Below are 24,948 nucleotides of genomic sequence, written 5' to 3' on the forward strand. Positions count from 1 at the left end.
GATCTGTATGTCCTTGTTCCCCGACGGCCAGCCTGGTCCCGACCCTTCGCTGCAACGCCCGGAACCCGCCTCTCAACCGGAGGGCTGGGGGAAGCGGCTGTTCTATCGTGTCAGCCTGCGGCAGGCTTTCGTACTGGTGGTGGTGCTGGGGCTTCTGGTTCCGGCTTTGTTTGTAGCGCAGATCAATCTGCGTCTACGCCAGGCGTCCATGGTCGAGCAGCTCAAGCATGATCAGGACCAGATCACCGATATTCTCGCCCGTGGCATGCGCCAGCCCTTGTGGGACTTGAGCACGGTCAATGGCCGGCCCTTGCTTGACTCGGTGATGAAGGACGAGCGTGTGGTCTCGGTCAGTGTCTGGTCAACCATCTCACAAGAAGTCTTCCTGCAAGCGACTGCACCCGCCCGCCGCCTGGGGGCGATTCAGGTGGTCACTTCACCAATCAGCCAAGGTACGCGACAGATCGGCCGGCTAACCATCGAGTTTGATCAGACCCACCTTGCAGCACGCATTTCCAACCTGCAGCGCGATTTTGTCTTGCTGATTGCTGCCCAGTTTGCACTGAGTGTGATACTGATTCTGGTGGTGCTGGATAGCCGCTTTCTGCGCCCATTGCGCCAATTGGGCATTCAGGCCATGCACCTGTCTCGCCGCGAATTCAAGGAACGGTTTGATTGGCGCCGGGATGACGAAATTGGGGATCTGGGACGTTACCTCGAATGGACGCGTCAGGAACTGCTCCGGCTCTTTGACGAGCTGGAACGCAAGAATGCGGAGCTTGAGGTGGATATTGCTGAGCGCAAGCAGGTCGAGCAGGCGTTGCGCTCATCTGAACGCAAGTACCGCGAGCTGTTTGTATCCAATCTGGACGGCATTTTCGTGGTCGATCTGGCAGGCCGGATCCTCGATGCCAATCCAGCTGTGCTGGCCATGCTGGGGGTGCGGGAGGATCAGCTGAAGGGGCATCTGGCCAGCGAGTTCATCGCGTCGGACTGGCATGAGCTGGACCGGCAGATGATGCAGGTTACCGTGCCCAGCCGGGGCTATTGCAATGAGTATGAAATCGAGTTGTGTCGGTCAGATGGTCTGCTGATCCCCGTTAGCGCCAAGGGAGTGCTGATGCGTGATGATGCGGGCGGAGCCGTTGGCATCTGGCGGTTGGTGCGGGATCTGACGGAAGGTCGGGATGCTCAGCGCAGCATGGAGCTGGCGGCCAAGGTTTTTGAGAACACCACTGAGGCAATCGTCATCACGGATGCGGCTTATAGAATCCTGACGGTCAATCGCGCCTTTTCAACCATGACCGGGTTTAACTCGGATAAAGCAGTCGGCCGCATGGTGACAGAGCTTCCCAGCAGCCGGCACAAGCTGGAAATGCTGGAAGACATCCAGCACAGCATGAGGGCGCGCGGACAATGGCAGGGGGAGGTCTGGCTGCGTCGCGCCAATGGGGAGGAGTTTCCCTGCTGGGCGATTGTGAATGATGCAAAAGACCGACATGGTCGTACCAGCCAATACATTGCCCTGATCAGCGACATCAGCGAGCGTAAGCGTAGCGACGAGCGTATCCAGTATCTGGCGCATTTCGATGTGCTGACGGGTCTGCCGAATCGGGGGCACTTTCAGGAGCTCGTCAATCAGGCCCTCGCGCTGGCGGATCGTAATGAGGGGCGCTGTGCCCTGCTATTCATCGACCTGGACCGATTTAAGACCATCAATGACTCGTTAGGGCATGTCACAGGGGACGAGCTGCTCAAAGCTGTGGCGGATCGCCTCAAACAGGCTTTGCGGGCAGGGGACAATGTCGGCCGGTTGGGAGGGGATGAGTTTGTGATCGTGCTCAGCCGGATTGATTCACCGGATGAGGCGGCGACGGTGGCCCAACGAGTACTGGAGCGTCTGTCGGTGCCTTTCCTGCTATCTGGCCACGATCTGATCGTAACGCCGAGCATCGGTATAGGCATCTACCCCGAAGACGGCGAAGACTACGACACGCTGGTAAAGAATGCCGATGCTGCCATGTACCACGCCAAAGAGAGCGGCCGTAACAACTTCCAGTTTTATACTTCGGATATGAATGCCAGGGCCTATGAAATCCTGGCAGTGGAGAGCCAGCTTCGCCGAGCGATTGAACGGGAAGAGTTTGTGCTGCATTACCAGCCACAGGTGGACATGCGCACCGGCCGTATCGTTGGCGCCGAAGCGTTGATACGGTGGCAGCATCCCGAGAATGGCTTGGTCGGGCCGGGTAAATTTATTCCGATTGCGGAAGAGCGGGGCCTGATTGTAGCGATTGGCAATTGGGTGCTCAGGGAAGCGGCCAGACAGAATCGCGCCTGGCAGGACGCTGGTTTGCCGCCTATTGCCATTGCAGTCAATCTTTCGGCATTACAGTTTTATCGGCAGGACATCTGCGGCTATATCGCTGGTGTTCTGGCAGATACTGGTCTGGAGGCCCGCTATCTCGAGCTGGAGGTGACGGAAAGCATCATCATGCAGGATGTGGTTTCTACCGTTGCCACCATGGATGCCCTCAAGTCCATGGGCTTGAAGCTGGCCATCGACGATTTTGGCACCGGTTATTCCTCGCTTAACTATCTGAAGCGCTTCAAGGCCGACAAGCTGAAGGTGGATCGCTCCTTCGTCAGCGACGTACCCGGTGACCCGGATGACTGTGCGATTACCCGAGCCATCATCAACCTTGCCCGAAATCTGAACCTGAAAGTGATCGCTGAAGGGGTGGAGACGGTCGAGCAGTGGCAATTCCTGCTGCATGAACACTGCGATGAAGTACAGGGCTATCTGGTATGCAAACCACAACCGCCCGCGGATATGGCGCAGCTGCTAAAGGCTGGCCTGCCCATCCCAAAACCATAAAAAGCAGCTATTAGGGAAAGAATCCTTCAGGCTTATTGCATAACAATAGGTTGCAGAAGGAAAAAATAGACGAAAATAGCAGTTCGAAGAGTATGAAGAAAAAAAGCTGGACGGGCCACGCGTGCAACGACCAGTAGGACTCCTCCTCTTCAATGATCGTGCCGGATCATATCGTTACCCGCGTGCTGCCGCGATTCTTTATTCGCCCGCCCAGTAAGCGTTAGATTGCCGGGATTCGGATGTATTGAACACTACCATTTCTTGTAGGGGGAGATGGAGGCGGTGGTTGGCGGTATTCAGGTTAATAAATTGTTTTAGATCAGCTATTTGCTGTTTTTTGGCAGCGGGGCGGTTCAGTTTTTTGGGGGGGTAGGTCATGAGAAAATCGAAGCTTTTAGGCTATGACGAGCTACAAGCATTGCTCTCTGTTGATTCTCCTGAACGATTGCAGCAGGAAGTAGGGCGGCAGGCAGCCAGAATCGGGTTCGAAAAATTTCTGTATGGCATGCGCAGTGTCCAGGGAAATGAAGCCAAGGATTTTGTTTTTAGCTCATATCCCGACACTTGGCGCAAGCATTATGACTCGCAGCTCTACGCCAATATCGACCCAACGGTGTTGCACTGTTTTGGCAGCGCGACACCAATCATCTGGAACCCGGACATTTACACCAGTCGAAGCCAGAAAGCGCTTGCAGAAGAGGCGAGCAGTCACGGTATCAAATTTGGTTCGAGCTTTCCCATTCGTGATCGAAACGGTGACCTGGGCCTGTTCAGCCTTGCCTTGAGCACAGGCAATGCCTCCGCTCGCAAGCATGTGGGGGAGACGCTGGGGGCAGGGCAACTGTTGGCCTGCTTTGCCCATGAGGCATTGGTGAACATCCGCCTGCAGCGGCTTGCCTCGCAGCCGAAAAACGAGTCGCCACTGACTCAGCGTGAGTTGGAATGCCTGAAGTGGGCGGCCGAAGGGAAAACGGCCTGGGAGACGGCTCAGATTCTCAATCTTTCGGAGCATACGGTGATCTACCACATACGCACGGCGGCGGAAAGACTGGAAGTCCGAGGGAGTCGCAAGGCGGTCATCAAGGCGATTTCTTTAGGGCTCATTAGGGGCTAGTTTCTGGAAAATCAGCTGTTTAGATAGCGGTTTTTCTCTTTTTTGCCCTACCGGAACTTGTAGTTAACTATTTGATTTTAATGATATTTAATAGTCGGCCCAATTATCTGAAACTTAGGGCCGACCATGAATATCATTATTGCTCGTCGTAACAGCGGTGCTTTTTCTCTGCCAGAAGAAGTTGATATGTACAAGCTCCGCTACCAAGTCTTCTATCAGCGTCTGCAATGGCAGGTGTCATCTGCCGAAGGTCAGGAGCGGGATGACTTCGATGATTGCAATCCCATCTACATGCTGGTTCGTGAGCACACTGCCCGTCTGCTGGGCTGCTGGCGCATGCTGCCAACAACCGGCAGCTATATGCTGCGGGATACCTTTCCAGAGCTTTTGCATGGTCAGGATGCACCGGCAGAGCCCAATGTCTGGGAGCTGTCCCGCTTTGCCGTCAGCAAGCATGGTGAGGGCGGATTTGGCTTCAGTGATACGACAATCCGCATGATCCAGGCCATCATCCGCTTTGGCGGCGAGCAAGGTATCGTCCGCTATGTCACCGTTACCACGGTGGCCGTCGAGCGCATGCTGCGGCGCCTCGGAATGGACATCAGTCGCTTCGGGCCCCCGTTGCAGATCGGTATCGAAAGGGCGGTAGCGCTGAATATCGAAATCAATGAGAAGACCAACGCTGCGCTATTCAACCCCGAGCTGGAAGCCATGCTGGAGCAGGCCAAGGTATCCAAGCTTGTAGCATTGCCAATCGCGGCGTAAGGCGCCAGAAGCACAAAACCCAGCCTAGGCTGGGTTTTGTGCTTCAAGGTCTGCTTATGTCTGCGGGCGTTTCACTTTCGATTTGAAAATGCAAAGCCAAGCCCAAAGCCCCTTAGTCGGTCGAGGCCAAGGCGGCCTGAATGGCGCGATCCCGTTTAGCCTGTGCGGACATCATTAAGCGGTTGGATACCACAACGAACGTCGTCACGACGCAGATGATGATGGTGGCTAATGCATTGATCTCCGGCGACAGCCCTAGTCGTATCGACGAGAAGATCCATTGCGGCAGCGTGGTGGAGCCTGGGCCGGACAGGAAGGCGGTCAGCACGTAATCATCCAGCGACAAGGTAAAAGACAGCAGCCATCCACTTAACAGCGTGGGCGCAATCAACGGTAGGGTGATTACAAAGAACACATTGAATGGCCGGCAGCCCAGATCCATGGCGGCGTCTTCGAGCGAGCGGTTCATCTCCTTGAGCCGCGATTGCACCAGCACGGCCACGTAAGCGGTGCAGAGCGTAACGTGGCCAATCCAGATGGTCAGCATGCCGCGCTCGCCGAAGGCCCAGCACCCAAGACGCTGCACTAGTCCTGAAGGTTCTTCGCTGCAGCCAAAACTGGTTTGCAGGGCGACAAACAACAGCAGCATCGACAGGCCGACAACGACTTCTGGCATCACCATTGGTGCCGTCACCATGCCTGCGAACATCGAGTGGCTGCGGAAGCGGCCAAATCGCGCCAGTACGAAGCCGGCAATGGTGCCAAGTACGACTGCAAAGCTGGCGGTCATGAAGGCAATGGCAAACGAGATTTTAACGGCGGACATGACAGCAACGTCGTTCCAAAGCACGCTATACCATTTGAGGGAGAAGCCACCCCAAACGGTGACCAGGCGTGATTCATTAAACGAATACACCACCAGGCTGATGATTGGCGCATACAGGAAAAAGAAGCCAAGCAGCATGTAGAGCTTGTTGGCCAAGGGCATTTTATTGCCGTTCATTGCTCGGCCTCCCTTTGCTTGGTCTCGAAACGATGGAACCAGATGATGGGCGCGATCAGCAGTATCATCATCAGTACCGTGACGGCGGCGGCTTGCGGCCAGTCGATGCTGACGCCGAAGTCATCCATCAGCTTCTTGCCGATCATCAGGACTTCTCCACCGCCCAACAGCTCGGGAATCACAAACTCACCCACCGCTGGAATGAACACCATCATCGAACCGGCGATCATGCCGGCTTTGGATAAGGGCAAGGTGATCGAGAAGAAGGTGCGCCAAGGTGTTGCCCCCAGATCTGCCGATGCTTCGAACAGCCGGGTGTCGAGCTTCACCAAGTGGGAGTACAACGGCAGGATCATGAACGGCAGATAGCTGTACACCATACCCAGCATGACCGAGAACTGGGTGTAGAGCATGGGAATGGGTTCTTTGATCATGCCTAGTGACATCAACAGGTTATTGATGATGCCGTTGTCTTTCAAAATGCCGATCCAGGCATACACCCGTAACAGGAACGAGGTCCAGAACGGCAGCATCACCAACATCAGCAAGGTGTTGCGGGTGGTCTCGTCGGCGCGGGCAATGTTGTAGGCGATCGGGTAACCGATCAGCAGGCAGAACAAGGTGGTCAGCAAGGCCAGCTTCAGGGAGTTCCAGTAAGACACCAGATACTGGCTTTCGGCCATACCGGTAGCGAGCCCTTTGGTGGCAAAGGTTTCGGCCTCACCAAAAATGGTTTCGTATTTGGCGAGGTTAAGGTTGATGGTGACCTTGGATTCTTCCTTGGTAACCAACGGGGTGTAGGGTGGCTGCGCGATGTCGGGCTCGGCAAAACTGATTTTCAGCACGAACACAAACGGCAGCAGGAAGAAGACCAGCAGCCACAGATAGGGGACGGAAATCACCCAGGTCCTGCCGGACGGAAGCAGGCGTCGCAGCACGTTCATCATGATGTCAGAACCACCCCCGCGTTATCACCCCACTTCAGGAACAACGTATCGCCCCAGGTTGCCGGTGCTTCGTCCCCCCAGTGGCTGGATGGGACGTTGGCCATGACAACGCGACCACTGGGTAGCTTGACGTGATAGATCGAATAACTGCCCAAATAAGCAATTTCCTGGACGGTTCCTTGAAACCAGTTATGTTGGCCTGTTGGTTGCTGGCGCAGCAGGCTGATGCGCTCTGGTCGAACCGAATACCAGATCGGCATACCCAGTACACCGGTGATGCCGTGGCTCACGTAAATCCGATTGTGTAATTCTGGACAGTCGAGCACGACATAACCAGGCTCATCTTCGACGACTGTGCCGTGGAAGATATTGGTGGAGCCGATGAATTCAGCGGTGAAGCGACAGTTGGGGTAGTCGTAGATGTCGCGAGGGTTGCCAACCTGCAGCAGGCGGCCTTCGGACATGATGCCGATACGTGACGCCATCGTCATCGCTTCTTCCTGATCATGAGTCACCATGATGCAGGTTACCCCGACCTGTTCGATCACATTGACCAGCTCCAGCTGGGTTTGCATCCGCAATTTTTTGTCGAGGGCGCCCAAAGGCTCGTCCAGCAACAACAGCTTGGGGCGCTTGGCCAGCGAGCGGGCCAGGGCAACACGCTGTTGCTGGCCACCAGAGAGCTGGTGTGGTTTGCGCTGGGCATACTTGCGCATCTGCACCAGATCAAGCATCTGTTCAACCCGGACACGGATCTCGTCCTTGGGCATCTTGTCCTGCTTCAAACCGAACGCGATGTTCTGTTCAACGGTCATGTGCGGAAACAGCGCATAGGACTGGAACATCATATTGATTGGCCGTGAATACGGCGGCAGGGCGGTAACATCCTGTCCATCCAGAATCAGGCTACCCTCGGTGGGCGTTTCCATGCCGGCCAACATACGCAGCAAAGTCGATTTTCCACAGCCCGAACTGCCCAGCAGGGCGAAAATTTCGTTCTTGGGGATCTTCAGATCAACCTGGTTGACCGCAACGAAGTCACCAAATTTTTTCGTGACTCCCTTGATTTCGAGATAGGTAGGCTGCGCGGTAGCAGCCGGGTTGTGAGCGAGGGCAGTATCCGCCGGCACAATACACTCCGTGAGGGGGTGGCTTTCTCTGACGTCTGCGAGGTAGAGAAAACCCAAAACCGATTGAATGACAAAGGGCCGCGTATCTGCGCGGCCCCGTTTGCAACTTTTCCAACTAGCCTGTCGGCCGGCCGGGGCCAAGAATTACTTGGCGGTCTTGAATTTGTTGAACGATGTTTGCAGCAGCTTCAGTGTGTCTTTTGAGAGCGGAGTCATCGGCTGCATCTTGGCCATCATGTCGGCAGGCAGGTAGATCTTGGTATCACCCGTCAGCTTCTTGTTGACCAGGGCGGTTGCCTTGGTATTAGGGTTCGAGTAGTTCACCTTGTTCGAGATTTCGGCAACGACTTCCGGCTTCAGAATGTAGTTGATGAACTTGAAGGCGTTGTCAGCGTTCTTGGCATCCTTGGGGATGGCCATGGTGTCGATCCACAACACGGTACCCTTGGCAGGCACGACGTATTCGATGTTCTGTGGCTTCTTGGCTGCCGCAGCACGATCTTTGGCCTGGTATACATCACCGTTATAGGCAACACCAACGCAGATGTCGCCGTTGGCCAGCAGATCAATTGGCGAATCGTTGAAGACGCGGATGTCCTGACGCACCTTCTTCAGCATCTCAGTGGCGGCGTCAACGTTTTCTTTCGAGAAATCGTTGGCGGGCTTGCCCATATGGATGTTGGCCATGGAGTACAGGTTACGTGCCATGGTGATGAAGGAAATACCGCAGGACTTGAGTTTGTTGGTGTACTTGGGGTTGAACACGAGTTCCCACTGGTCGGCAGGCATCGGCTCGCTGCCCAGTGCCTTCTTGACCTTGTCCACGTTGATGCCAAACGCCATGGTGCCCCACATATAGGGGACCAGATACTCATTGCCCGGATCGGTCGCTGCCAGTTTGGACATGATGGCCGGATCAAGATTGCCGAAGTTGCTGAGCTTGGCCTTGTCCAGTTTCAGCAACACGCCGGATTTGATGTAGTTGCCTGCGTAGTCGGCGCTTGGAACGACCACGTCGTAGCCGCTTTTGCCGGTCAGCAGCTTGGCCTGAAGGGTGTCGTTGCTGTCATAAACGTCGTAGCGGGTCTTCAGGCTGGATTCTTTTTCGAAGTTGGCGATGGTCTTGTCGGCAACGTAGTCGTTCCAGTTGTAGATATTAACTACCCCATCAGCCAGCGCGGCAGATGCCGATACGGTGGCAACGGCGGCAGCCAGTACCTTCAGCACGAAATTCTTGTTGACCATTGAACTCGACTCCTTAAAAAACCTGTGCAAGTTGAATTGGGATGCCGGTTTCAAGACCCCCGCCCGGCAATGAGCAAATGCGACCCGGCGCCTTGTGCGGCGCCGGGTCAACTGTGTATTAGACCATACCTAGTTTGCGGGCGGTGAGCGTGATGCAGTGTTGCGCGCGGCTCACCAGTTCGTCGATTTCACTGCGGCTGATGACAAGCGGTGGCGAGAGCAGCATGCGTTCTCCAGTTGCTCGCATAATCAAATTGTTAGCGAAGCAGAAGTCTCGGCATAGCAGGCCAACCTCGCCACGGTTCGGGAAGAGTTCGCGTGTGGCTTTATTGCGAGTCAGTTGCATTCCGGCCACAAGTCCGGTGCCGGCTACTTCGCCAATCAACGGATTGTCTGCCAATGCTTCCTTGAGACAGCGCTGAAAATACGGTCCGGTGTCATTCATTACCCGCTCGACGATGCCTTCTTCGCGCAGGATGCCGATATTGCGAATCGCCACGGCCGCAGCAACAGGATGGCCGGAGTAGGTGAGCCCATGATTGAAGTCTCCGCCTTCATTGATCAGCGGATCGGCCACCCGCCGCGAGATGGCGACGCCACCCATCGGGATGTAACCGGAGGTCATGCCTTTGGCGATGGTCATCAGATCGGGTTCGATGCCGAAGTGCTGGCTGGCGAACCAGTGTCCGGTACGGCCAAATCCACCAATGACTTCGTCAGCAACCAGCAGAATGCCGTACTGACGGCAGATGCGCTGGATTTCCGGCCAGTAGCTGTCAGGCGGGAAGATGACGCCGCCGGCTCCCTGAAAGGGCTCACCGATAAAGGCCGCTACCCGTTCCGGCCCCACTGCCAGAATCTTCTCTTCCAGTTGCCGTGCGACTTTCAGGCCAAACGCTTCCGGGCTGAGATCCCCGCCCTCTGCGTACCAGTACGGCTGGTCGATATGCTCGATGTCTGGGATGGGCAGCCCTCCCTGTGAGTGCATGTAATCCATGCCGCCGAGCGAAGCGGCGCCAACGGTTGAGCCGTGATAGGCATTGTGGCGCGAGATGATGACCTTGCGTTCGGGTTGCCCGATGATGTCCCAATAACGGCGCACCATGCGAATGATGGTGTCGTTGCCTTCCGAACCGCTATTGGTAAAGAAAAAGTGTTCAAAGCCAGGTGGCGTAACCTCTGCCAGAAGCCGCGAAAGTTCGATCACGGCTGGATGGGTCGTCTTGAAGAAGGTGTTGTAATAGGCAAGCTCCTGCATCTGCCGGGCTGCCGCATCGGCCAGCTCCTTCCGGCCATAGCCAACGTTGACGCACCACAGGCCCGCCATGCCATCCATGATCTGGTGGCCTTCCGAGTCCCACAGGTAAACGCCTTCCCCCCGGACGATCACCCGGCTGCCGGCACGGTTGAGCGCGCCCATGTCTGAAAACGGATGGATGTGGTGGGCGGCGTCCAGTGCCTGCCATTCCTGAGTCGTTCTTTGTGTGTTCATGCCGGTTTCCTCAAACGTGCAGCAGCAGGTGCTTGCGTTCCCAAGAGCTGATGACGCGGAAGAAGGTGTCGTATTCCTTTTCCTTCACACCGCAGTAGGCTTTGACAAACGACTCGCCCAGCACCTCGGAAATCTCCGGGCTGTCGAGCATCAGCTCGATGGCATCTTCCAGATGGCGTGGCAACTCGTAGTCGAGTTCGTAGGCGCTGGTCGTCATGGGTTCGGTGGGTTGCAGGCCCTGAATCATGCCCAGATAGCCACATGCCAGAGTGGCTGCCATGGCTAGGTAGGGGTTGACGTCTACGCCCGGAACGCGGTTCTCGATGCGACGGGCATCCGGCCCGGAGTTGGGGATGCGGAAGCCGACGGTGCGGTTGTCGTAGCCCCATTGCAGATTGATCGGTGCCGCTGTGAAGCGTGACAGGCGGCGATAGGAGTTTACATAGGGCGCAAAGATCGGCATGACGTGCGGCATATAGCGCTGCAAGCCAGCAATATAGCCACGGAAGAGCGGGCTGGGGCTGCCATCTTCGCTGGAGAAGATATTGCGCCCGTCGGCATCCAGCACACTCTGGTGAACGTGCATGGCACTGCCGGGCTCGTCCTGCATCGGCTTGGACATGAAGGTGGCGTAGATATTGTGCCGCAGGGCGGTTTCACGCACGACACGCTTGAACAGGAAGACCTTGTCGGCCAGTTCCAGTGCGTCACCATGCAGGAAGTTGATTTCCATCTGTGCCGCGCCGACCTCGTGGATCAAGGTGTCGATATCCAGATGCATGCGGTCGCAATAGGCATAGATATCTTCAAAGAAAGGGTCGTATTCATTGACCGCCTCAATGCTGTACGACTGCCGGCCGGTTTCGGGGCGGCCGGTGCGGCCGACCGGGGGACGCAAGGGTTCGTTGGGATCGGTATTGCGCTCAATCAGATAAAACTCCAGCTCGGGGGCCACCACAGGGCGCCAGCCTTTATCTGCAAACAGTTGCAAAACCTTGCGTAATACAAAACGGGGGGAGATATCGACGGGTTTTCCGTCGAAACCCACGCAGTCGTGAATGACCACGGCAGTGGGGTCTTCGGCCCAGGGTACGACCTTGACGGTGGCTGGGTCTGGCACACATACCATATCCGGGTCGGTCGGGCCGGTGATGCTCAAATCGTTGGGGATGTCGCCATTGACGGTCTGCACCAGCACAACCTTGGGTAGCCGCATCTTTTCGCCAGAGACAAATTGGCCCTTGGGCAGAATCTTGCCACGGGCAATGCCCGTCATATCGGGGATGATGCATTCGACTTCAGTCACCCGGTGTTCCCGGAAGAATTCGTACATGGTTTGCATGATCATTTGCCTCTGGCTATTCGATGTGGGAGTGCTACCAAATCAGGTGGTGAACTCCTTCTACCTAAGGAACGGCGTTGCCGCGCTGGCGGCAGGCGTCGCCAAAGGCGGCGAACAGGGCGGCCGACATGGAGTTTTCGGCAAATCGCCATTCAGGGTGCCACTGCACCGCCAGGGCAAAACTCTTGGCATCGGCGACGCGGAAAGCTTCGATCAGACCATCCGGCGCCCTGGCTTCCACCCGAAGCCCCTTGCCGAGCCGGTCCACGCCCTGCTGATGCAGCGAGTTGACCAGAACGCGCTTGGTACGGGCGATGCCGCGTAGCAGACCGCCTTCAACCAGTTCGACCTCATGCGCGGGGGCGTATTGCACATCCAGCGGCTCGCTGTCGTCTTCACGATGATCAAGCTTGCTCGGGTCGGTCTGGATGGCCTGCAGCAGGCTGCCGCCGAAGGCTACATTCATTTCCTGAAAGCCCCGGCAGATACCGAACACCGGTACGCCAGCATCAACGGCGGCGCGGATCAGGGGCAGGGCGGTGGCATCGCGATAGGGGTCGAGCCAGGTGCCTTCCGGCTGCACGGCCCCCCCGTAGTGCTCCGCGCCAACCATGGAAGGACTGCCGGTAAACAGCAGGCCGTCGAAGTGACTGAGGGTGTCTTCGATGGGTACCCGGTCCATCAGGGCGGGGAGGATCGTGGCGTAGGCACCGGCGCCATCGCTGACTGCCGTGATGTACTTCTCGCCTACACAGTGAAAGGCATGGTTGCCCAGTTGTCGTCGGTCAGCAATGATGCCGACCAGAGGTTTACGCAGCATGTTGGATACAGATAATTAACGAAAAAAGGGGGCTGTGCCCCCCGGTTTATCAAGCCTCGATGGCAGTCAGCGCCGGGACATAGTCATAGCCCAGATCGTGCGCGACGGCTTCGTAGGTCACATTGCCACGGCAAATATTCAGGCCGTTGCGCAGATGCACATCATCCAGCAGGGCCTGCTTCCAGCCGCGATTGGCCAGCGCCAGCGCAAATGGCAGCGTCGCATTGGTCAGGGCCAGGGTTGAGGTACGGGCGACACCGCCCGGCATGTTGGCAACACAATAGTGCGTAATGCCATCTACCCCATAAGTTGGATTCTGGTGCGTGGTGGCGCGGCTGGTTTCAAAACATCCACCCTGATCAATCGCCACATCGACCAGCACAGAGCCGGGCTTCATCAGTTTCAGTTGCTCACGCCGAACCAGCTTGGGTGCGGCGGCGCCAGGCACCAGTACGGCCCCGATGACGGCATCGGCACCTGCCAGCTCGTTTTCGATGGCGTCTTCTGTCGAGTAGAGCGTTTTCAGGCGTCCACCAAAGATCATGTCCAGCTCTTTCAGGCGTGGTAGCGAGCGGTCGAGAATGCTGACTTCTGCGCCCAGGCCCATTGCCATCCGTGCTGCGTTGATGCCGACCACCCCGCCACCGATCACACTGACCTTGCCGGGTGCCACACCAGGCACACCACCCAACAACACACCCGATCCACCCTGAGCTTTTTCGAGGCAATGTGCGGCAGCCTGAATCGCCATGCGTCCGGCAACCTCCGACATCGGTGCCAGCAGCGGCAAACCGCCTCGCGCATCGGTAACAGTCTCGTAGGCAATGGCAATGGCACCGGAGTCGATCAGGCCACGGGTTTGTTCTGGATCGGGGGCAAGGTGCAGATAAGTAAACAGAATCTGGCCGGGTCGCAGCATCTTGCATTCCTCAGGCTGCGGCTCCTTAACCTTGATGATCATCTCGGCCTTGGCAAACACACTCGCCGCATCCGACGCGATTTCAGCACCGGCAGCGCGGTATTGATCATCAGGAAAGCCGATACCGCCGCCGGCCAGTGTCTGCACCAGCACCTTGTGGCCATTACGTATCAGCTCTTTCACGCCGGCAGGTGTCAGACCCACGCGATACTCGTGGTTCTTGATTTCCTTGGGTACGCCTATCAGCATTTTTAATTCTCCACCAAGTAAAGATCTGCCCTTTGTGAGGGCGGCGATAAACAGGGCAGTCCAACAATCAAACCTGTTTAGAATAATGAACGGCTTGTGACCAGTGGTTATCTGTCAAAGTGGCTTGTTGCGTTGCAACAATCTAATTATTAAAGGATTTTTTGGTATCCTTGGCGGATTCTAGGCACCGCTTCTATACTTTTGCAACTGGGATGTTCGGAATATTGCACAGACGGAAGAGGTTGAGATGTCACTCGAAGTCAGCCAGCGCCTACGCATTCTCCGCACCCGTAGCGGCCTTTCCCAGCGCGAACTGGCCAAGCGGGCGGGGGTTACCAACAGCACGATTTCGCTGATCGAGCAGAACCGTGTCAGCCCATCCGTGGCATCGCTCAAGAAGGTGCTGGCGGGGATTCCCATGTCGCTGGCCGAATTCTTCACCTTTGATATAGACGAACCGGCGCGGCCGAGTCCATTTTTCCCGGCAGAGCAGATGCCGGACATTGGCGGCGAGGGCATTGCCTACCGGCTGGTTGGTCATGGATTGAAAGATCGGCAGATCTGCCTGCTGCGCGAGCACTACGACCCCGGTGCCGATACGGGCGCCGATATGCTGTCGCATGAAGGGCAGGAGTGCGGCGTGGTGGTCCGTGGTCGGGTTGAAATCACTGTCGATGGCGAAACCCGCTGCCTTGGCCCCGGTGATGGCTTCTACTTCGACTCGAAACTGCCTCACCGCTTTCGGAACGCCGGGGAGGAGCCCTGCGAAATCATCAGCGCCAATTCGCCCCCCAGTTTTTAGTTTGATTACCAGATAAACCCATCAATCGACAGCTGGATTGACCAGCAGTCGGCCGCAACAGGAGTCCTCCCGTGAGTTCCCCCGAAAAAAACCTCGCCTACTGGCAAGCCCACGCCCAAGCCCTGCAGATTGAATCCCGTGCCTTTATCGACGGCCATTACGCCCCGGCGCAAACCGAGGAGACCTTTGAATGCCGCAGCCCGATAGACGGCGAACTCCTGTGCGAAGTCGCCCAGTGCGGCCAGGCTGATGTCGATCTGGCCGTGGCGGCCGGCCGCCGCAGCTTCGAGGCCGGTGTCTGGGCGGGGTTGCACCCGCGTCAACGCAAGAAGGTACTGCGCAAATTTGCCGAGCTGATCCGCCTGCACAACGACGAACTGGCCCTGCTCGAATCGCTGGATATGGGCAAACCCATCAACGACGCCACCCGGGGCGACGTGCCTGGGGCGGCCCAATGTATCGAGTGGTATGCCGAAGCCATCGACAAATGGCCGGGTGAAGTCGCCCCCTGCGACCACAACATCCTTGGCCTTATCACCCGTGAGCCGGTTGGCGTGGTGGCCTGCGTCGTGCCCTGGAACTTCCCCATCCTCATGGCTTCCTGGAAGATCGCGCCCGCGCTGGCGACCGGCAACTCGGTCATCCTCAAGCCTTCCGAAAAATCGCCGTTGACTGCCATTCGTCTGGCCGGTCTGGCGCGCGATGCCGGCATCCCGGCAGGGGTATTCAATGTTCTGACGGGAGACGGCCGGGTGGGCGAGGCACTGGCCCTGCATGGCGATGTCGATTGCATTGCCTTTACCGGCTCGACGGCCGTCGGCAAACGCATCATGCAATGTGCCGGGCAGAGCAACCTCAAGCGGGTCTGGCTCGAACTGGGCGGAAAATCAGCCAATATCGTGCTGGCCGACTGCCCAGACCTTGACCGCGCCGCGCAAGCTGCCGCCGGCGCCATCTGCTACAACATGGGCGAAATGTGTACCGCCGGCTCGCGGCTACTGGTGCAACGCGCAATCAAAGACCAGTTTGTGGAGCGCGTGCGGGCCGAAATGGCCACCTGGCAGCCCGCCCACCCGCTCGACCCCGCTACCGGCATGGGGGCTATCGTCGATGACATCCAGCTCAAGCGCGTGTTGGGCTATATCGAAGCCGGCAAACAGGAAGGTGCCACCCTGGTGCTGGGCGGCCAACAAACCCGCGCAGATACGGGCGGTTACTACGTTGAACCCACCATCTTCCAGGTGAGCGACCCCAACATTCGCATCGCCCGCGAAGAAATCTTCGGCCCCGTACTCTCCATCATCGAATTCGACACCCTCGACGAAGCCATTGCCATTGCCAACCGCAGCGACTACGGCCTGGGCGCCGCCATCTGGACCGCCGATCTCGTCACCGCCCACACCGCCGCCCGCCGCCTGCGCGCCGGCACCGTCTGGGTAAATTGCTACGAAGAAGGCAGCGACATGAACTTCCCCTTCGGTGGCTACAAACAAAGCGGCAACGGCCGCGACAAATCGCTACACGCGATGGAGAAATACACCGAGTTGAAATCGACGGTGGTGAAGTTGGGGTGATTGGAAGCTTGTTCGCCAGCGATTAGCCCAGTGGTTAGCCTGGGGTGGGGGTCGGCCTTTCCCCAGTACGAAATATTTGAGATATTAATTGGAGAAACGGCTTGGAGAAGTAATTTATATCTGGTTTGCCTGTTGATGTGTATAAAAAGGCGGCAACTGCCGCAATAAATCTATTCTGGACTGCTGGGCTTCATTTGGAGAAAAATATCTCCTATGTCGTTTGGTTGCAATGCCCAGCGATATGCGGGATGCATTTCCCAGTCAAAACCAAAATCAATAAATTTTTGAAGTAAATATCGATTCTCTTCAAAGTATTTTCGATTAATATAGTCTCCGATATCTTTCCTTGCTGTTATGAAATTTATTTTATACATAAAAGCAGCAAGTGACTGCTTGTCGGCGATTTTTCCATTGGAGAATTTAAAAGTGCCGGATTGTGTAATATTCTCTATTTTCTTTAATAGGGTGTCTGTGGTGTATATGTAGGATGTGGAGGTTCTTTTCTCTTGCTTGGATGGCTTCATTCCAAGTAAAAGCCTTTCTATTTCAGGTAATTCTGATCTGTACTCATTTATGGTGTCTTGGAGGCGGCCTTGTGAATATTCTTCAAAGATGCATTTAAAGTGTTCTGTTGAAATTATATCGGCAGACTTTTCACTGGCAGCCCTTGCTGCTAGCGTGCATAGCTTTATGAGATCGCGAGGCCGCTTTCTTATAAGGGTCATAAGCATTCTATGGGTAGGTATCGATGACCAATGTCCTGCACCGTAAAATGTGGAGGACATCAATGGATATAATTTGGAAGCAAGAGTAGATTGATCTAGTTTTATAAGATTACTGGTTTCATGTTCTCTTCCAAAAAAATGCTCTACTCGCTTTATAAGCAAGGCAAGAATTTCATGGTTTGACCAGGAAAGCCATATTACATTTCCTTCAATTTTATCTGTTGATTCGTCTGATGTACGAACTAGATGATAGACATCAGATCGCAAACTAATCCTGAAAGATATGTTCTTTGTTTCTGAGTTAATATCCCTTACTGCATTTAGTAGGGCCGATATTTTTCTTATGTCTGATTTTTGACCTTGCCAGCCCCGATCTAAATCGTCAATGTATACATATATTTTATTGCTGGATATAAAGTTTTTAATAATTAATTCTTCGGATTTTTCTAGATGTGCATAATTTTTTATTGACTCTTGTAGCGTGGATTTTATGTATTCAATTAATTTCCCAGTGTATTCGTTAATTTTTTCTCTCGTGCTGTTGTATGGTAGTCCGAAAGAGGTTAGTGCTTTTTCTGCGATTATTTTAATTAATCCGCGCTTCCATTCTCGAATTAATTTTAGAAAATCTTCTTCTTTATCGCCAATGCCTATAATGTCATCGGGTTTGATTAGTATAGAGAGTTTTCTATTTTCTTTTTCTTCCTCTTTTGAGATTCGCAATAACGCAGACTTTCCTGTTCCTTTGTGTCCAACTAATATTCTAAGAGGTAGATCGTTTGAGATTTGTTCAAAGGTTTTTCCTTTAAGGTAGTAAGATTTTAGCTTGTCAATTTCTTCGTCTTCTGCGGCTTCGTATCCAAAAATACTTATAATATTTTCTTCTGTGAATTGCATGATACCTCCTTGGGGGGGTGGCTTTAAAGCGAGGTTGTGAGATTTATAGTAATGGTTCTTGGTTTTAGCAATTCATGTTGAATACGTTGCTTTGTTTTGTAACTGGAAATGGTTTTCTCTTACAATGCCCCCATGAACCCTACCCCTCCCTTCTCCGGGCTCGACCCGGATTGTATTTTGAATGCCATCGACAGCACCGGCCTGCGGGCCAGTGGTAGTTTGTTGGCGCTGAATAGTTATGAGAACCGCGTGTATCAGGTGGGCATCGATGATGCGGCGCCGGTGGTGGTGAAGTTTTACCGGCCCGAGCGCTGGAGTGAGGCGGCGATTCTGGAGGAGCATGCCTTTCTGGCCGAGTTGACCGGGCTGGAGATTCCGGTGGTGGCGCCCTTGCTGCTGGGTGGCCAAAGCTTGCACAGCTTTCAAGGCTTCCGCTTTGCCTTGTTCCCTCGTCGGGGCGGTCGGGCGCCGGAACTGGATGATGCGCAGACGCTGGAATGGCTGGGCCGCTTTCTCGGGCGGATTCATGCCGTGGGTGCGGTGCGGCCGTTTGCGCATCGGCCGACGCTCGACATTGCCAGTTTCGGCGAGCAGTCGCTGGCCTATCTGCTGGAAAACAACTGGTTGCCGCCTGAGCTGACGGAGACTTATCGCAGCGTGGCCTTGCAGGCACTGGAGGGTGTGCGCCGCTGCTATGACCGGGCCGGTAGCGTTGGCAGTCTGCGCCTTCATGGCGATTGCCACGGTGGCAATATCTTGTGGACCGACGACGGCCCGCATTTCGTTGATTTCGACGATTGCCGGATGGGTCCGGCGATTCAGGATTTATGGATGTGTCTGTCGGGTGAGCGGGAAGACCGTTCACGCCAGCTGGCCGATTTGCTGGCGGGTTATGAGGAGTTTTGCGAGTTCGATTATCGTGAGCTGCATCTGATCGAAGCCCTGCGCACTTTGCGGCTGCTGCATTACTCGGCCTGGCTGGCCCGGCGCTGGCATGATCCGGCTTTTCCTGTGGCGTTTCCGTGGTTTGGCAGTCAGCGTTACTGGCAAGACCGGATTCTGGAGCTGCGCGAGCAGGTGGCGCTGCTGGATGAGCCGCCGCTGTGGGTGGTGCCTTGATCACCAGTGCTGGCTGAAAACACGGGTGACGGCTTCATCGGCTTCAATTTTCTGCAGGGTTTTGTAAAGGTGTGGGCGCGATGCCGCGATATGTGGTCTGGCGCCTGACCATTTCGAGACGACTGCTGCCAGCAGGTCGAGCGCTCCCAGCTGTGGGCCGCTCAGATAAGGTTCGCGCCAGAAGCAATCGGCAAACAGATCCCAGTAGTGATGCAGGCGATCGCGGGCCCCTTGGCGGATGGCTTTGAGGGTGGCTTCGTCGTGCTTGGTACTCCAGCGTTCCGGGTAATCAATCACCCCTATGGCGGCGTAGCAGTTGGCGGCAAGGTAGACCAGCCCGCGAATGACCTGCGCCCGATCGGCCGCATCGGCGGGTAGCAGTTCGCTGACCGGGTGATTGAGCCCAAGGTGAATCAGGATGGCGGCACTCTCTGTCAGAACGGTTCCGTCGTGCAGCTGCAGGGTTGGGATCTGGCCCAGCGGGTTGATGGCGAGCAGTTCCTTGATGGCGGATTGCGGGTCCCATGATGCTGCCTGGCAGACCCGGAAGGGTTGGAGGGTTCTTTCCAGGGCAAGCTCGATGGCTGCTGAACCAGAGCCCTTGTAGCCAAAGAGTGTGTACATCCTTTGTCCCCTTGCTGCATCGCTTTTGGGTTACGAGAACTTTTAAACACCGTCTATAGTCTTTTATGGCGCGATAGCATGAAGCCTGCATGGGGCAGGGGGCTGATACGGAATGTGTTGTCCGGCGTGGCTACCCGCACCGCCCTGTAAGTGTCTGGTCTGCCCGTTCATGCTGATCGCCTGGTGACTCGGGGCTGGTATCGGTAATCGGTATAGCCTGTCTGATGTCACTTTGCCCTGCACCTCATCACTCAGGAGATTCTCGATGTCGTTGTCGATGTATCAGGTTTCCGTTGCTGTCATGCCGCACTTTCTTAATAGCCTGTCGGTGATTCTCGATAAAGCCGTCGCGCATGCCGATGCCAAGAAGTTTGATATGGCGGTGCTACTCGGTAGCCGTCTGGCGCCCGATATGTTCCCGCTTTCGCGGCAGATTCAGATCGCCAGTGATCTGGCCAAAGGCTGCGCCGCCCGGCTGGCAGGGGTGGAGCCGCCGAATTGGGAGGATAACGAGACAACAGTGGAAGAGCTGAAGGCGCGTATCGCCAAGACGGTCGATTACCTGCAAACCTTCAAACCCGAGCAGATTGATGGCAGCGAGAGTCGTACGGTTGTGCTGAAAATGCGCAGCGGCGAATTGACTTTCGATGGCCTGACGTATCTAAACCAGTTTGTGTTGCCCAACTTCTATTTTCATCTGACGACGGCCTACGACATCTTGCGGCATAACGGTGTGGAGCTGGGCAAGAAGGATTTTCTTGGGGCAAAGTAGCCAGGAGCGGCGACTTATCCGCAAACAACAAAGGCCGCAAATGCGGCCTTTGTTGTTTGTCGGAACAAAAAGCGGACTAGTGGGGTCGTTGTGCCGACTTGGGCCGGAATGCACTGACGACTTCCGACCGGGTTTCGAGGTAGGGGCCGCCGATCAGGTCGATGCAGTAAGGGATGGCGGCGAAAATGCCCGGCACCTTGGTCTGGCCGGCTTCGTCTTTGAGCCCTTCCAGGGTTTCCTTGATCGACTTGGGCTGACCCGGCAGATTCAGAATCAGGGACTGGCGGCGGATGACGCCGGTCTGGCGTGACAAGATAGCCGTCGGCACAAACTGCAGGCTGATCTGTCGCATCTGCTCACCAAAGCCGGGCATGACGCGGTCGGCAATCGCCAGCGTGGCATCGGGCGTGACATCGCGTGGCGCGGGGCCGGTGCCGCCAGTGGTCAGCACAAGATGGCAGTGCAAGTCATCAACCAGATGAATCAACGTAGCTTCGATTTCAATCTGCTCGTCTGGAATCAGTCTTTCCACCCACTCCACCGGATTGTGCAGGGCTGTGGTCAGCCACTCTCGCAGGGCGGGCAGACCCTTGTCTTCATATACGCCGCTGGCAGCGCGATCGCTCACCGAAACCAGCCCGATCTTTACCGTTTCATACATGGCAGCCTCATTCCGTTCGGGTTCAATCCTCGTTGGTTTCGTCCTCGTCCTCGTCTTCGTCGGCAAGACGTGGCGCGGCGGGCTCGGCGATCACTTCCTTCAATAGCTGAAACAGCTGGCGATAAGCTTTGGGCGGCTTGCCGGCGGCCTGTTCGGCCTTGGCATTGCGAATCGCCTGCCGCATCGACTGCACGGGGGCTTCCGGGTGCTCGGCAATAAACGCTGCCAGGGCAGAGTCATCGGCAATCAGCGTATCGCGCAGACGCTCCAGGCGGTGCAGCCAGGCATTGTGGCGGTCGGACGTGGCGCGAAGCGTGCTCAGGAATTCCCGGATCGGTTCCGGGTCGAGGTCGCGCATCAGTTTGCCGATGTACTGCTTCTGGCGTTTGATGGCGCCGCGCTCGGTCAGGCGCTGTGATTCCAGCAGGGCGTCAACCACCCGCTCCGGCAGGTTCAGGCGTTCCAGCTGCTTGCGCTTGAGGGGCATCAGCTGTTCGCCCAGCTCCTGCATGTCGTGGGCTTCCTGCTTGCGGCGGGTTTTGCTGGGTTGGTCGTATTCGGGATCAAATGGGAGGTCAGACATCGTGGCGGGGCCGTCTTGCAAAGTTTGTTATGATACTGCATGCGGTGCCATGAAGGCGCCTGCGCCCGTCTGTTCAAGGCAAATCTGGCCAAATAGCGCCAAAAACCCTACATAAACTTCCAACATTTCAATATTCGAGGGCTCCCTGTGACCACGACCCAATTCGCCTATTCCTCCGAACAGCTCCAGATGCTTGCCGCCGATGCGCTACGCATGGCTGCCGATGCCGGGGCAACTTCCTGCAATATCGAGGTATCTGAAGGTTTTGGCCAGAACGTGTCGGTACGGGTTGGCGCCGTCGAAACCATCGAGTACAACCGCGATAAAGGGATCGGCATCACCGTATATCTGGGACAGGCCAAGGGGCATTCCAGCACCTCTGACTTCTCCCCGACGGCTATTCGCCAGGCCGTTGAGGCTGCCGTTGCGATTGCCCGCTATACCGCTGCGGATGATTGCGCCGGCCTGCCGGATCGCGAGCAGCTGGCAACGGTGTTTCCCGAGCTTGACCTCTACCACCCGTGGGATCTCTCCGTTGAAAGAGCGATCGAACTGGCACTCAGCTGCGAGGCTGCGGCGCGGAATATTGACCCTCGGATTACCAATTCTGACGGGGCCGGCGTGTCGAGCCATGCTACCCATTTTGTGTACGCCAACAGCCTGGGCTTTTCAGGCTATAGCGTCTCCAGCCGGCACAGCATGAGCTGTTCAGTCATCGCTGAAGAAAACGACACCATGCAGCGCGACTACTGGTACACCACGGCACGGGCCGCCGAGGATCTGGAGTCGGCGATTGCCGTGGGTGAGCACGCCGGCCGGCGCACGCTGGCGCGGCTGGGCGCACGGCGCATCAAGACGGCGCAGGTGCCGGTGCTGTTCGATCCTTCCCAGGCGGCGGGCCTGTTTGGCCATCTGGTGTCGGCAGTCAGCGGCGGCTCGCTGTATCGTCGTTCTTCATTCCTGCTCGACAGCCTGGGCAAGCCGGTGATGGCACCCTGCGTCAACGTTCACGAGACCCCCTTCCTGCCGAGGGGCCTGGCCAGCTCGCCGTTCGATGGCGAAGGGGTGGCTGTTCACGAGCGTGACCTGGTCGAAAACGGTGTGCTCAACGGCTACTTTCTGTCTTCCTATACCGCCCGCAAGCTGGGCATGACCACAACCGGCAATGCCGGTGGTTGCCATAACCTGCTGATCAAACCAACGATTACCGGTGGTCAGGCTGAGCTGATCAAGACTATGGGGCGCGGCCTGCTGGTGACCGAGCTGCTGGGACATGGCATCAATATGGTGACCGGTGATTACTCGCACGGTGCAGCGGGTTTCTGGGTGGAAAATGGCGAAATCGTCCATCCGGTCGAAGAAGTGACCATCGCCGGCAATCTGAAAGATATGTTCATGGGCATTCAGGCGATTGGTTCCGATCTGGAAACCCGTGGCTCGAAGCGAGTGGGTTCGGTACTGATTGACCGCATGATGGTTGCTGGCGAGTGAGACCGGAGTATTGGGAGCAGGCTTGCCATGAACTGGCCGAGCGTGACGCCGTTCTGGCACGCCTGCTACAGCAATATCCCGGTGAATGTCTGGAGGGCAAGGGGGATGCGTTCATTACCCTGGCCCGGTCTATCGTCGGCCAGCAGATTTCGGTCAAGGCTGCGGAAACCATCTGGGGCCGCTTGGCGCAGCGGCTGGGCGAAGTCAGCTCGCATGCCCTGCTGACCATGGCAGAGGCCGATCTGCAGGCTTGTGGGCTGTCGTCGCGCAAAGTCGCCTATCTGCAGGATCTGTCACATCGGCATGTTGCTGGCCAGCTGTCAGTGCGCGATTGGTTGGATCGGGATGACGAGGCCGTCATTGCAGAACTCATCACCATCAAGGGCATCGGCCGCTGGACGGCCGAGATGTTCCTGATCTTTCACTTGCTGCGGCCGAACGTGCTGCCGCTCGACGACATTGGCCTGCAACGGGCGATGGCGCAGTTTTATAACCACGGCGATCCAATATCCAAGCTCAAGATGCGTGAAATTGCCAGAGCGCTGTGGCAACCGTGGTCCAGCGTTGCTACCTGGTATCTGTGGCGTAGTCTGGACCCGCTGCCGGTGGCGTATTAGTCGGCGCCCGCTGGCAAATACTCCACCGCCATCAAACATAGCCCGATCACCCATCCCAGCCTTTCGCCATCAAACCAGCTGGCCCGGCTGTCTTCAACATCGACAATACCGACTACGGTGCCGGCCGAATCGAATAGTGGCAGGCAGGCTTCTGACTGCACGGCCGGATCACACTTGTAATAGGCGCCGCCGGCGGCAACGTGGTCAGCCACCCGTGAAATCAGCTTGGCTTGGCCACTCAGACCAACCGTGCTGTTGTTGGAATGGGCGGCAAATTCTGGCGTCAGTGGAAACTCTGCGCGGCTGGGTTTGCCCTGGTAGGCCAGTTTGATCAAGGCGCGGCTGCCATCGGCGAGTTGGCGCGCCTGGTAGATGCCAGCCCAACCGGCTTCAGTGCGTTCGCTGAGCCGTTGCACCATGGCGTTGAGCGCTGCCAGCTGACGGCTGGTCTGTGCGCTTTCACCGCCCAGAATCCGGCTCAGATCATAGGGGGCCGCAGCCAGCGACTCAAACAGCGAGCAGCTGCCATCATCAGACAATTCCGGCACCCGGTAGCGGTAGAGATCTGAGTCAGCACGGGCGTGGCTGGCGGCATCGGCCAGTTCTGCCAGCGCTCTTTCGGCTTGGGCGACGGTGGCGGCATCCGGTACGGGTAATCCGGCGCGTTCGCAATAGCGGAGGATGGGGCTCATTGATTTTCCTGTTCGGAATGGAGGGGAATGCGTAGAAACGGCGGGTTCGCATCATCTCACCCCTGTGCGCTAAATCAAAGTTGCTGCCTACTCCTGCCCCTTTGCTGCCGAGCTGACATCGGCGGAAGGGTGACATTCTGGTCGCCAAAGCACCTCCCCGACTGAATGGCGAATGGCAAATGGCCAACAGCGCCTAAAACTGCGGTCGAAGCCGCTGAAAAATTTCTGCTTCATTCCAACGATGAAATAGCCATTTGGTGAGTTGTACGCCCGGATCGTTAGGTGAAAATAGGCGCGTGGCAAATCAGCTTGAAGGCCGGATGAAGGTTTGGTGTTGACCGCAATCGGCCGGCTACGACTTTGGCTCTGTTGACGTTTTATTTCCGGATCGCGTTTCGTCGGATTTGGGCCTGATGCAAGGCAAAAAGCGCGCCGCTTAGTGATAAGCCACGCGATTTTTAACGCGGCGGCAGGCCCAAATCCGGCG

24 protein-coding genes are annotated in these 24,948 nt (G+C 56.4%); 9 read left to right on the plus strand and 15 right to left on the minus strand.

Annotated features, from left to right (window positions below; all coding sequences use genetic code 11):
• Window positions 1-7: 7 nt before the first annotated feature.
• Entirely contained in the window at window positions 8-2,878 is a 2,871-nt protein-coding gene (locus PZA18_RS15150) for an EAL domain-containing protein (RefSeq protein ID WP_284101699.1), read from the plus strand.
• Window positions 2,879-3,076: 198 nt separating this feature from the next.
• On the opposite strand, the gene PZA18_RS15155 is transcribed toward PZA18_RS15150, so the two are convergent.
• A complete protein-coding gene (locus tag PZA18_RS15155) occupies window positions 3,077-3,256 on the minus strand; it encodes a hypothetical protein (protein ID WP_284101700.1) in 180 nt (59 codons plus the stop codon).
• Between PZA18_RS15155 and PZA18_RS15160 the strand changes: the two genes are divergently transcribed.
• Entirely contained in the window at window positions 3,255-3,992 is a 738-nt protein-coding gene (locus PZA18_RS15160; RefSeq protein ID WP_284101701.1) for a LuxR family transcriptional regulator, read from the plus strand. The genes PZA18_RS15155 and PZA18_RS15160 overlap by 2 nt on opposite strands.
• Before the next feature lie 126 nt (window positions 3,993-4,118).
• Entirely contained in the window at window positions 4,119-4,757 is a 639-nt protein-coding gene (locus PZA18_RS15165; RefSeq protein WP_284101702.1) for an acyl-homoserine-lactone synthase, read from the plus strand.
• Between the two features lie 112 nt (window positions 4,758-4,869).
• On the opposite strand, the gene PZA18_RS15170 is transcribed toward PZA18_RS15165, so the two are convergent.
• From PZA18_RS15170 to ald, 8 genes are all read right to left on the minus strand, one after another.
• The gene (locus PZA18_RS15170; protein WP_284101703.1) at window positions 4,870-5,760 is read right to left on the minus strand and encodes an ABC transporter permease subunit; all 891 of its coding nucleotides are present in this window, start codon (window positions 5,758-5,760) and stop codon (window positions 4,870-4,872) included.
• Window positions 5,757-6,707 carry an ABC transporter permease subunit gene (locus PZA18_RS15175; RefSeq protein ID WP_284101704.1) on the minus strand — a complete coding sequence of 317 codons (951 nt, stop codon included), beginning with the start codon at window positions 6,705-6,707 and terminating at the stop codon, window positions 5,757-5,759. Before PZA18_RS15175 ends, PZA18_RS15170 begins: the two co-directional genes overlap by 4 nt.
• Entirely contained in the window at window positions 6,704-7,837 is a 1,134-nt protein-coding gene (locus PZA18_RS15180; RefSeq protein ID WP_284101705.1) for an ABC transporter ATP-binding protein, read from the minus strand. The genes PZA18_RS15175 and PZA18_RS15180 overlap by 4 nt, the downstream gene beginning before the upstream one ends.
• A 144-nt stretch (window positions 7,838-7,981) precedes the next feature.
• Window positions 7,982-9,082 (minus strand): extracellular solute-binding protein, encoded by a 1,101-nt coding sequence (locus PZA18_RS15185; RefSeq protein ID WP_284101706.1) that lies wholly within the window; start codon window positions 9,080-9,082, stop codon window positions 7,982-7,984.
• A gap of 118 nt (window positions 9,083-9,200) precedes the next feature.
• The gene (locus PZA18_RS15190; RefSeq protein ID WP_284101707.1) at window positions 9,201-10,574 is read right to left on the minus strand and encodes an aspartate aminotransferase family protein; all 1,374 of its coding nucleotides are present in this window, start codon (window positions 10,572-10,574) and stop codon (window positions 9,201-9,203) included.
• Between the two features lie 10 nt (window positions 10,575-10,584).
• A complete protein-coding gene (locus PZA18_RS15195; protein ID WP_284101708.1) occupies window positions 10,585-11,916 on the minus strand; it encodes a glutamine synthetase family protein in 1,332 nt (443 codons plus the stop codon).
• Window positions 11,917-11,980: 64 nt separating this feature from the next.
• On the minus strand, window positions 11,981-12,736 hold the full coding sequence (locus tag PZA18_RS15200; protein WP_284101709.1) for a gamma-glutamyl-gamma-aminobutyrate hydrolase family protein: 756 nt from the start codon (window positions 12,734-12,736) through the stop codon (window positions 11,981-11,983).
• A 49-nt stretch (window positions 12,737-12,785) separates the two neighbouring features.
• Window positions 12,786-13,904 (minus strand): alanine dehydrogenase, encoded by a 1,119-nt coding sequence (gene ald / locus PZA18_RS15205; RefSeq protein WP_284101710.1) that lies wholly within the window; start codon window positions 13,902-13,904, stop codon window positions 12,786-12,788.
• Window positions 13,905-14,151: 247 nt separating this feature from the next.
• Here ald and PZA18_RS15210 point away from each other — a divergent pair, with 247 nt between their 5' ends.
• Together PZA18_RS15210 and PZA18_RS15215 are read left to right on the plus strand one after the other, a co-directional pair.
• Window positions 14,152-14,706 carry a cupin domain-containing protein gene (locus PZA18_RS15210; RefSeq protein WP_284101711.1) on the plus strand — a complete coding sequence of 185 codons (555 nt, stop codon included), beginning with the start codon at window positions 14,152-14,154 and terminating at the stop codon, window positions 14,704-14,706.
• Between the two features lie 71 nt (window positions 14,707-14,777).
• Complete coding sequence (locus tag PZA18_RS15215) at window positions 14,778-16,280, plus strand: aldehyde dehydrogenase (RefSeq protein ID WP_284101712.1); 1,503 nt, start codon at window positions 14,778-14,780, stop codon at window positions 16,278-16,280.
• A 170-nt stretch (window positions 16,281-16,450) separates the two neighbouring features.
• Here the strand turns inward: PZA18_RS15215 and PZA18_RS15220 are convergent, their stop codons facing one another.
• On the minus strand, window positions 16,451-17,902 hold the full coding sequence (locus tag PZA18_RS15220) for an ATP-binding protein (RefSeq protein WP_284101713.1): 1,452 nt from the start codon (window positions 17,900-17,902) through the stop codon (window positions 16,451-16,453).
• A 132-nt stretch (window positions 17,903-18,034) separates the two neighbouring features.
• Here PZA18_RS15220 and PZA18_RS15225 point away from each other — a divergent pair, with 132 nt between their 5' ends.
• On the plus strand, window positions 18,035-19,021 hold the full coding sequence (locus PZA18_RS15225; protein ID WP_284101714.1) for a serine/threonine protein kinase: 987 nt from the start codon (window positions 18,035-18,037) through the stop codon (window positions 19,019-19,021).
• Here PZA18_RS15225 and PZA18_RS15230 read toward each other — a convergent pair whose 3' ends face one another.
• Complete coding sequence (locus PZA18_RS15230) at window positions 19,022-19,645, minus strand: glutathione S-transferase family protein (protein ID WP_284101715.1); 624 nt, start codon at window positions 19,643-19,645, stop codon at window positions 19,022-19,024.
• 265 nt (window positions 19,646-19,910) lie between these two features.
• Between PZA18_RS15230 and PZA18_RS15235 the strand changes: the two genes are divergently transcribed.
• Window positions 19,911-20,417: a DUF1993 domain-containing protein gene (locus PZA18_RS15235; protein WP_284101716.1), complete on the plus strand. Its 507-nt coding sequence runs from the start codon at window positions 19,911-19,913 to the stop codon at window positions 20,415-20,417.
• A 76-nt stretch (window positions 20,418-20,493) separates the two neighbouring features.
• Here PZA18_RS15235 and mog read toward each other — a convergent pair whose 3' ends face one another.
• The gene (mog, locus tag PZA18_RS15240) at window positions 20,494-21,078 is read right to left on the minus strand and encodes a molybdopterin adenylyltransferase (protein WP_284101717.1); all 585 of its coding nucleotides are present in this window, start codon (window positions 21,076-21,078) and stop codon (window positions 20,494-20,496) included.
• Between the two features lie 22 nt (window positions 21,079-21,100).
• Entirely contained in the window at window positions 21,101-21,661 is a 561-nt protein-coding gene (gene yjgA, locus PZA18_RS15245) for a ribosome biogenesis factor YjgA (protein ID WP_284101718.1), read from the minus strand.
• 189 nt (window positions 21,662-21,850) lie between these two features.
• On the opposite strand from yjgA, the gene pmbA reads away from it, so the two are divergent.
• Both pmbA and PZA18_RS15255 read left to right on the plus strand, forming a co-directional pair.
• On the plus strand, window positions 21,851-23,152 hold the full coding sequence (gene pmbA, locus PZA18_RS15250) for a metalloprotease PmbA (RefSeq protein ID WP_284101727.1): 1,302 nt from the start codon (window positions 21,851-21,853) through the stop codon (window positions 23,150-23,152).
• Window positions 23,149-23,769 (plus strand): DNA-3-methyladenine glycosylase family protein, encoded by a 621-nt coding sequence (locus tag PZA18_RS15255; protein WP_284101719.1) that lies wholly within the window; start codon window positions 23,149-23,151, stop codon window positions 23,767-23,769. Before pmbA ends, PZA18_RS15255 begins: the two co-directional genes overlap by 4 nt.
• Here PZA18_RS15255 and PZA18_RS15260 read toward each other — a convergent pair.
• Window positions 23,766-24,461, minus strand: a complete 696-nt coding sequence (locus PZA18_RS15260; protein ID WP_284101720.1) for a GAF domain-containing protein — start codon at window positions 24,459-24,461, stop codon at window positions 23,766-23,768. The genes PZA18_RS15255 and PZA18_RS15260 overlap by 4 nt on opposite strands.
• Before the next feature lie 87 nt (window positions 24,462-24,548).
• Window positions 24,549-24,948: hypothetical protein (locus PZA18_RS15265; RefSeq protein ID WP_284101721.1), on the minus strand; the 400-nt coding region annotated here is incomplete at its 5' end.

Source organism: Parachitinimonas caeni (assembly GCF_030129945.1).
Classification (GTDB): Bacteria; Pseudomonadota; Gammaproteobacteria; order Burkholderiales; family Chitinimonadaceae; genus Parachitinimonas; species Parachitinimonas caeni.

What these genes read in the sequence shown, in the direction of transcription:
- PZA18_RS15175 (WP_284101704.1), bottom strand. Translation starts at nt 6,707, where the DNA reads ATGATGAACGTGCTGCGACGCCTGCTTCCGTCCGGCAGGACCTGGGTG.
- pmbA (WP_284101727.1), top strand. Translation starts at nt 21,851, where the DNA reads ATGCTTGCCGCCGATGCGCTACGCATGGCTGCCGATGCCGGGGCAACT.
- ald (WP_284101710.1), bottom strand. Translation starts at nt 13,904, where the DNA reads ATGCTGATAGGCGTACCCAAGGAAATCAAGAACCACGAGTATCGCGTG.
- PZA18_RS15150 (WP_284101699.1), top strand. Translation starts at nt 8, where the DNA reads ATGTCCTTGTTCCCCGACGGCCAGCCTGGTCCCGACCCTTCGCTGCAA.
- PZA18_RS15200 (WP_284101709.1), bottom strand. Translation starts at nt 12,736, where the DNA reads ATGCTGCGTAAACCTCTGGTCGGCATCATTGCTGACCGACGACAACTG.
- PZA18_RS15195 (WP_284101708.1), bottom strand. Translation starts at nt 11,916, where the DNA reads ATGCAAACCATGTACGAATTCTTCCGGGAACACCGGGTGACTGAAGTC.
- PZA18_RS15260 (WP_284101720.1), bottom strand. Translation starts at nt 24,461, where the DNA reads ATGAGCCCCATCCTCCGCTATTGCGAACGCGCCGGATTACCCGTACCG.
- PZA18_RS15185 (WP_284101706.1), bottom strand. Translation starts at nt 9,082, where the DNA reads ATGGTCAACAAGAATTTCGTGCTGAAGGTACTGGCTGCCGCCGTTGCC.
- PZA18_RS15225 (WP_284101714.1), top strand. Translation starts at nt 18,035, where the DNA reads ATGAACCCTACCCCTCCCTTCTCCGGGCTCGACCCGGATTGTATTTTG.
- mog (WP_284101717.1), bottom strand. Translation starts at nt 21,078, where the DNA reads ATGTATGAAACGGTAAAGATCGGGCTGGTTTCGGTGAGCGATCGCGCT.
- PZA18_RS15235 (WP_284101716.1), top strand. Translation starts at nt 19,911, where the DNA reads ATGTCGTTGTCGATGTATCAGGTTTCCGTTGCTGTCATGCCGCACTTT.
- PZA18_RS15155 (WP_284101700.1), bottom strand. Translation starts at nt 3,256, where the DNA reads ATGACCTACCCCCCCAAAAAACTGAACCGCCCCGCTGCCAAAAAACAG.
- PZA18_RS15160 (WP_284101701.1), top strand. Translation starts at nt 3,255, where the DNA reads ATGAGAAAATCGAAGCTTTTAGGCTATGACGAGCTACAAGCATTGCTC.
- PZA18_RS15165 (WP_284101702.1), top strand. Translation starts at nt 4,119, where the DNA reads ATGAATATCATTATTGCTCGTCGTAACAGCGGTGCTTTTTCTCTGCCA.
- yjgA (WP_284101718.1), bottom strand. Translation starts at nt 21,661, where the DNA reads ATGTCTGACCTCCCATTTGATCCCGAATACGACCAACCCAGCAAAACC.
- PZA18_RS15230 (WP_284101715.1), bottom strand. Translation starts at nt 19,645, where the DNA reads ATGTACACACTCTTTGGCTACAAGGGCTCTGGTTCAGCAGCCATCGAG.
- PZA18_RS15210 (WP_284101711.1), top strand. Translation starts at nt 14,152, where the DNA reads ATGTCACTCGAAGTCAGCCAGCGCCTACGCATTCTCCGCACCCGTAGC.
- PZA18_RS15190 (WP_284101707.1), bottom strand. Translation starts at nt 10,574, where the DNA reads ATGAACACACAAAGAACGACTCAGGAATGGCAGGCACTGGACGCCGCC.
- PZA18_RS15170 (WP_284101703.1), bottom strand. Translation starts at nt 5,760, where the DNA reads ATGAACGGCAATAAAATGCCCTTGGCCAACAAGCTCTACATGCTGCTT.
- PZA18_RS15220 (WP_284101713.1), bottom strand. Translation starts at nt 17,902, where the DNA reads ATGCAATTCACAGAAGAAAATATTATAAGTATTTTTGGATACGAAGCC.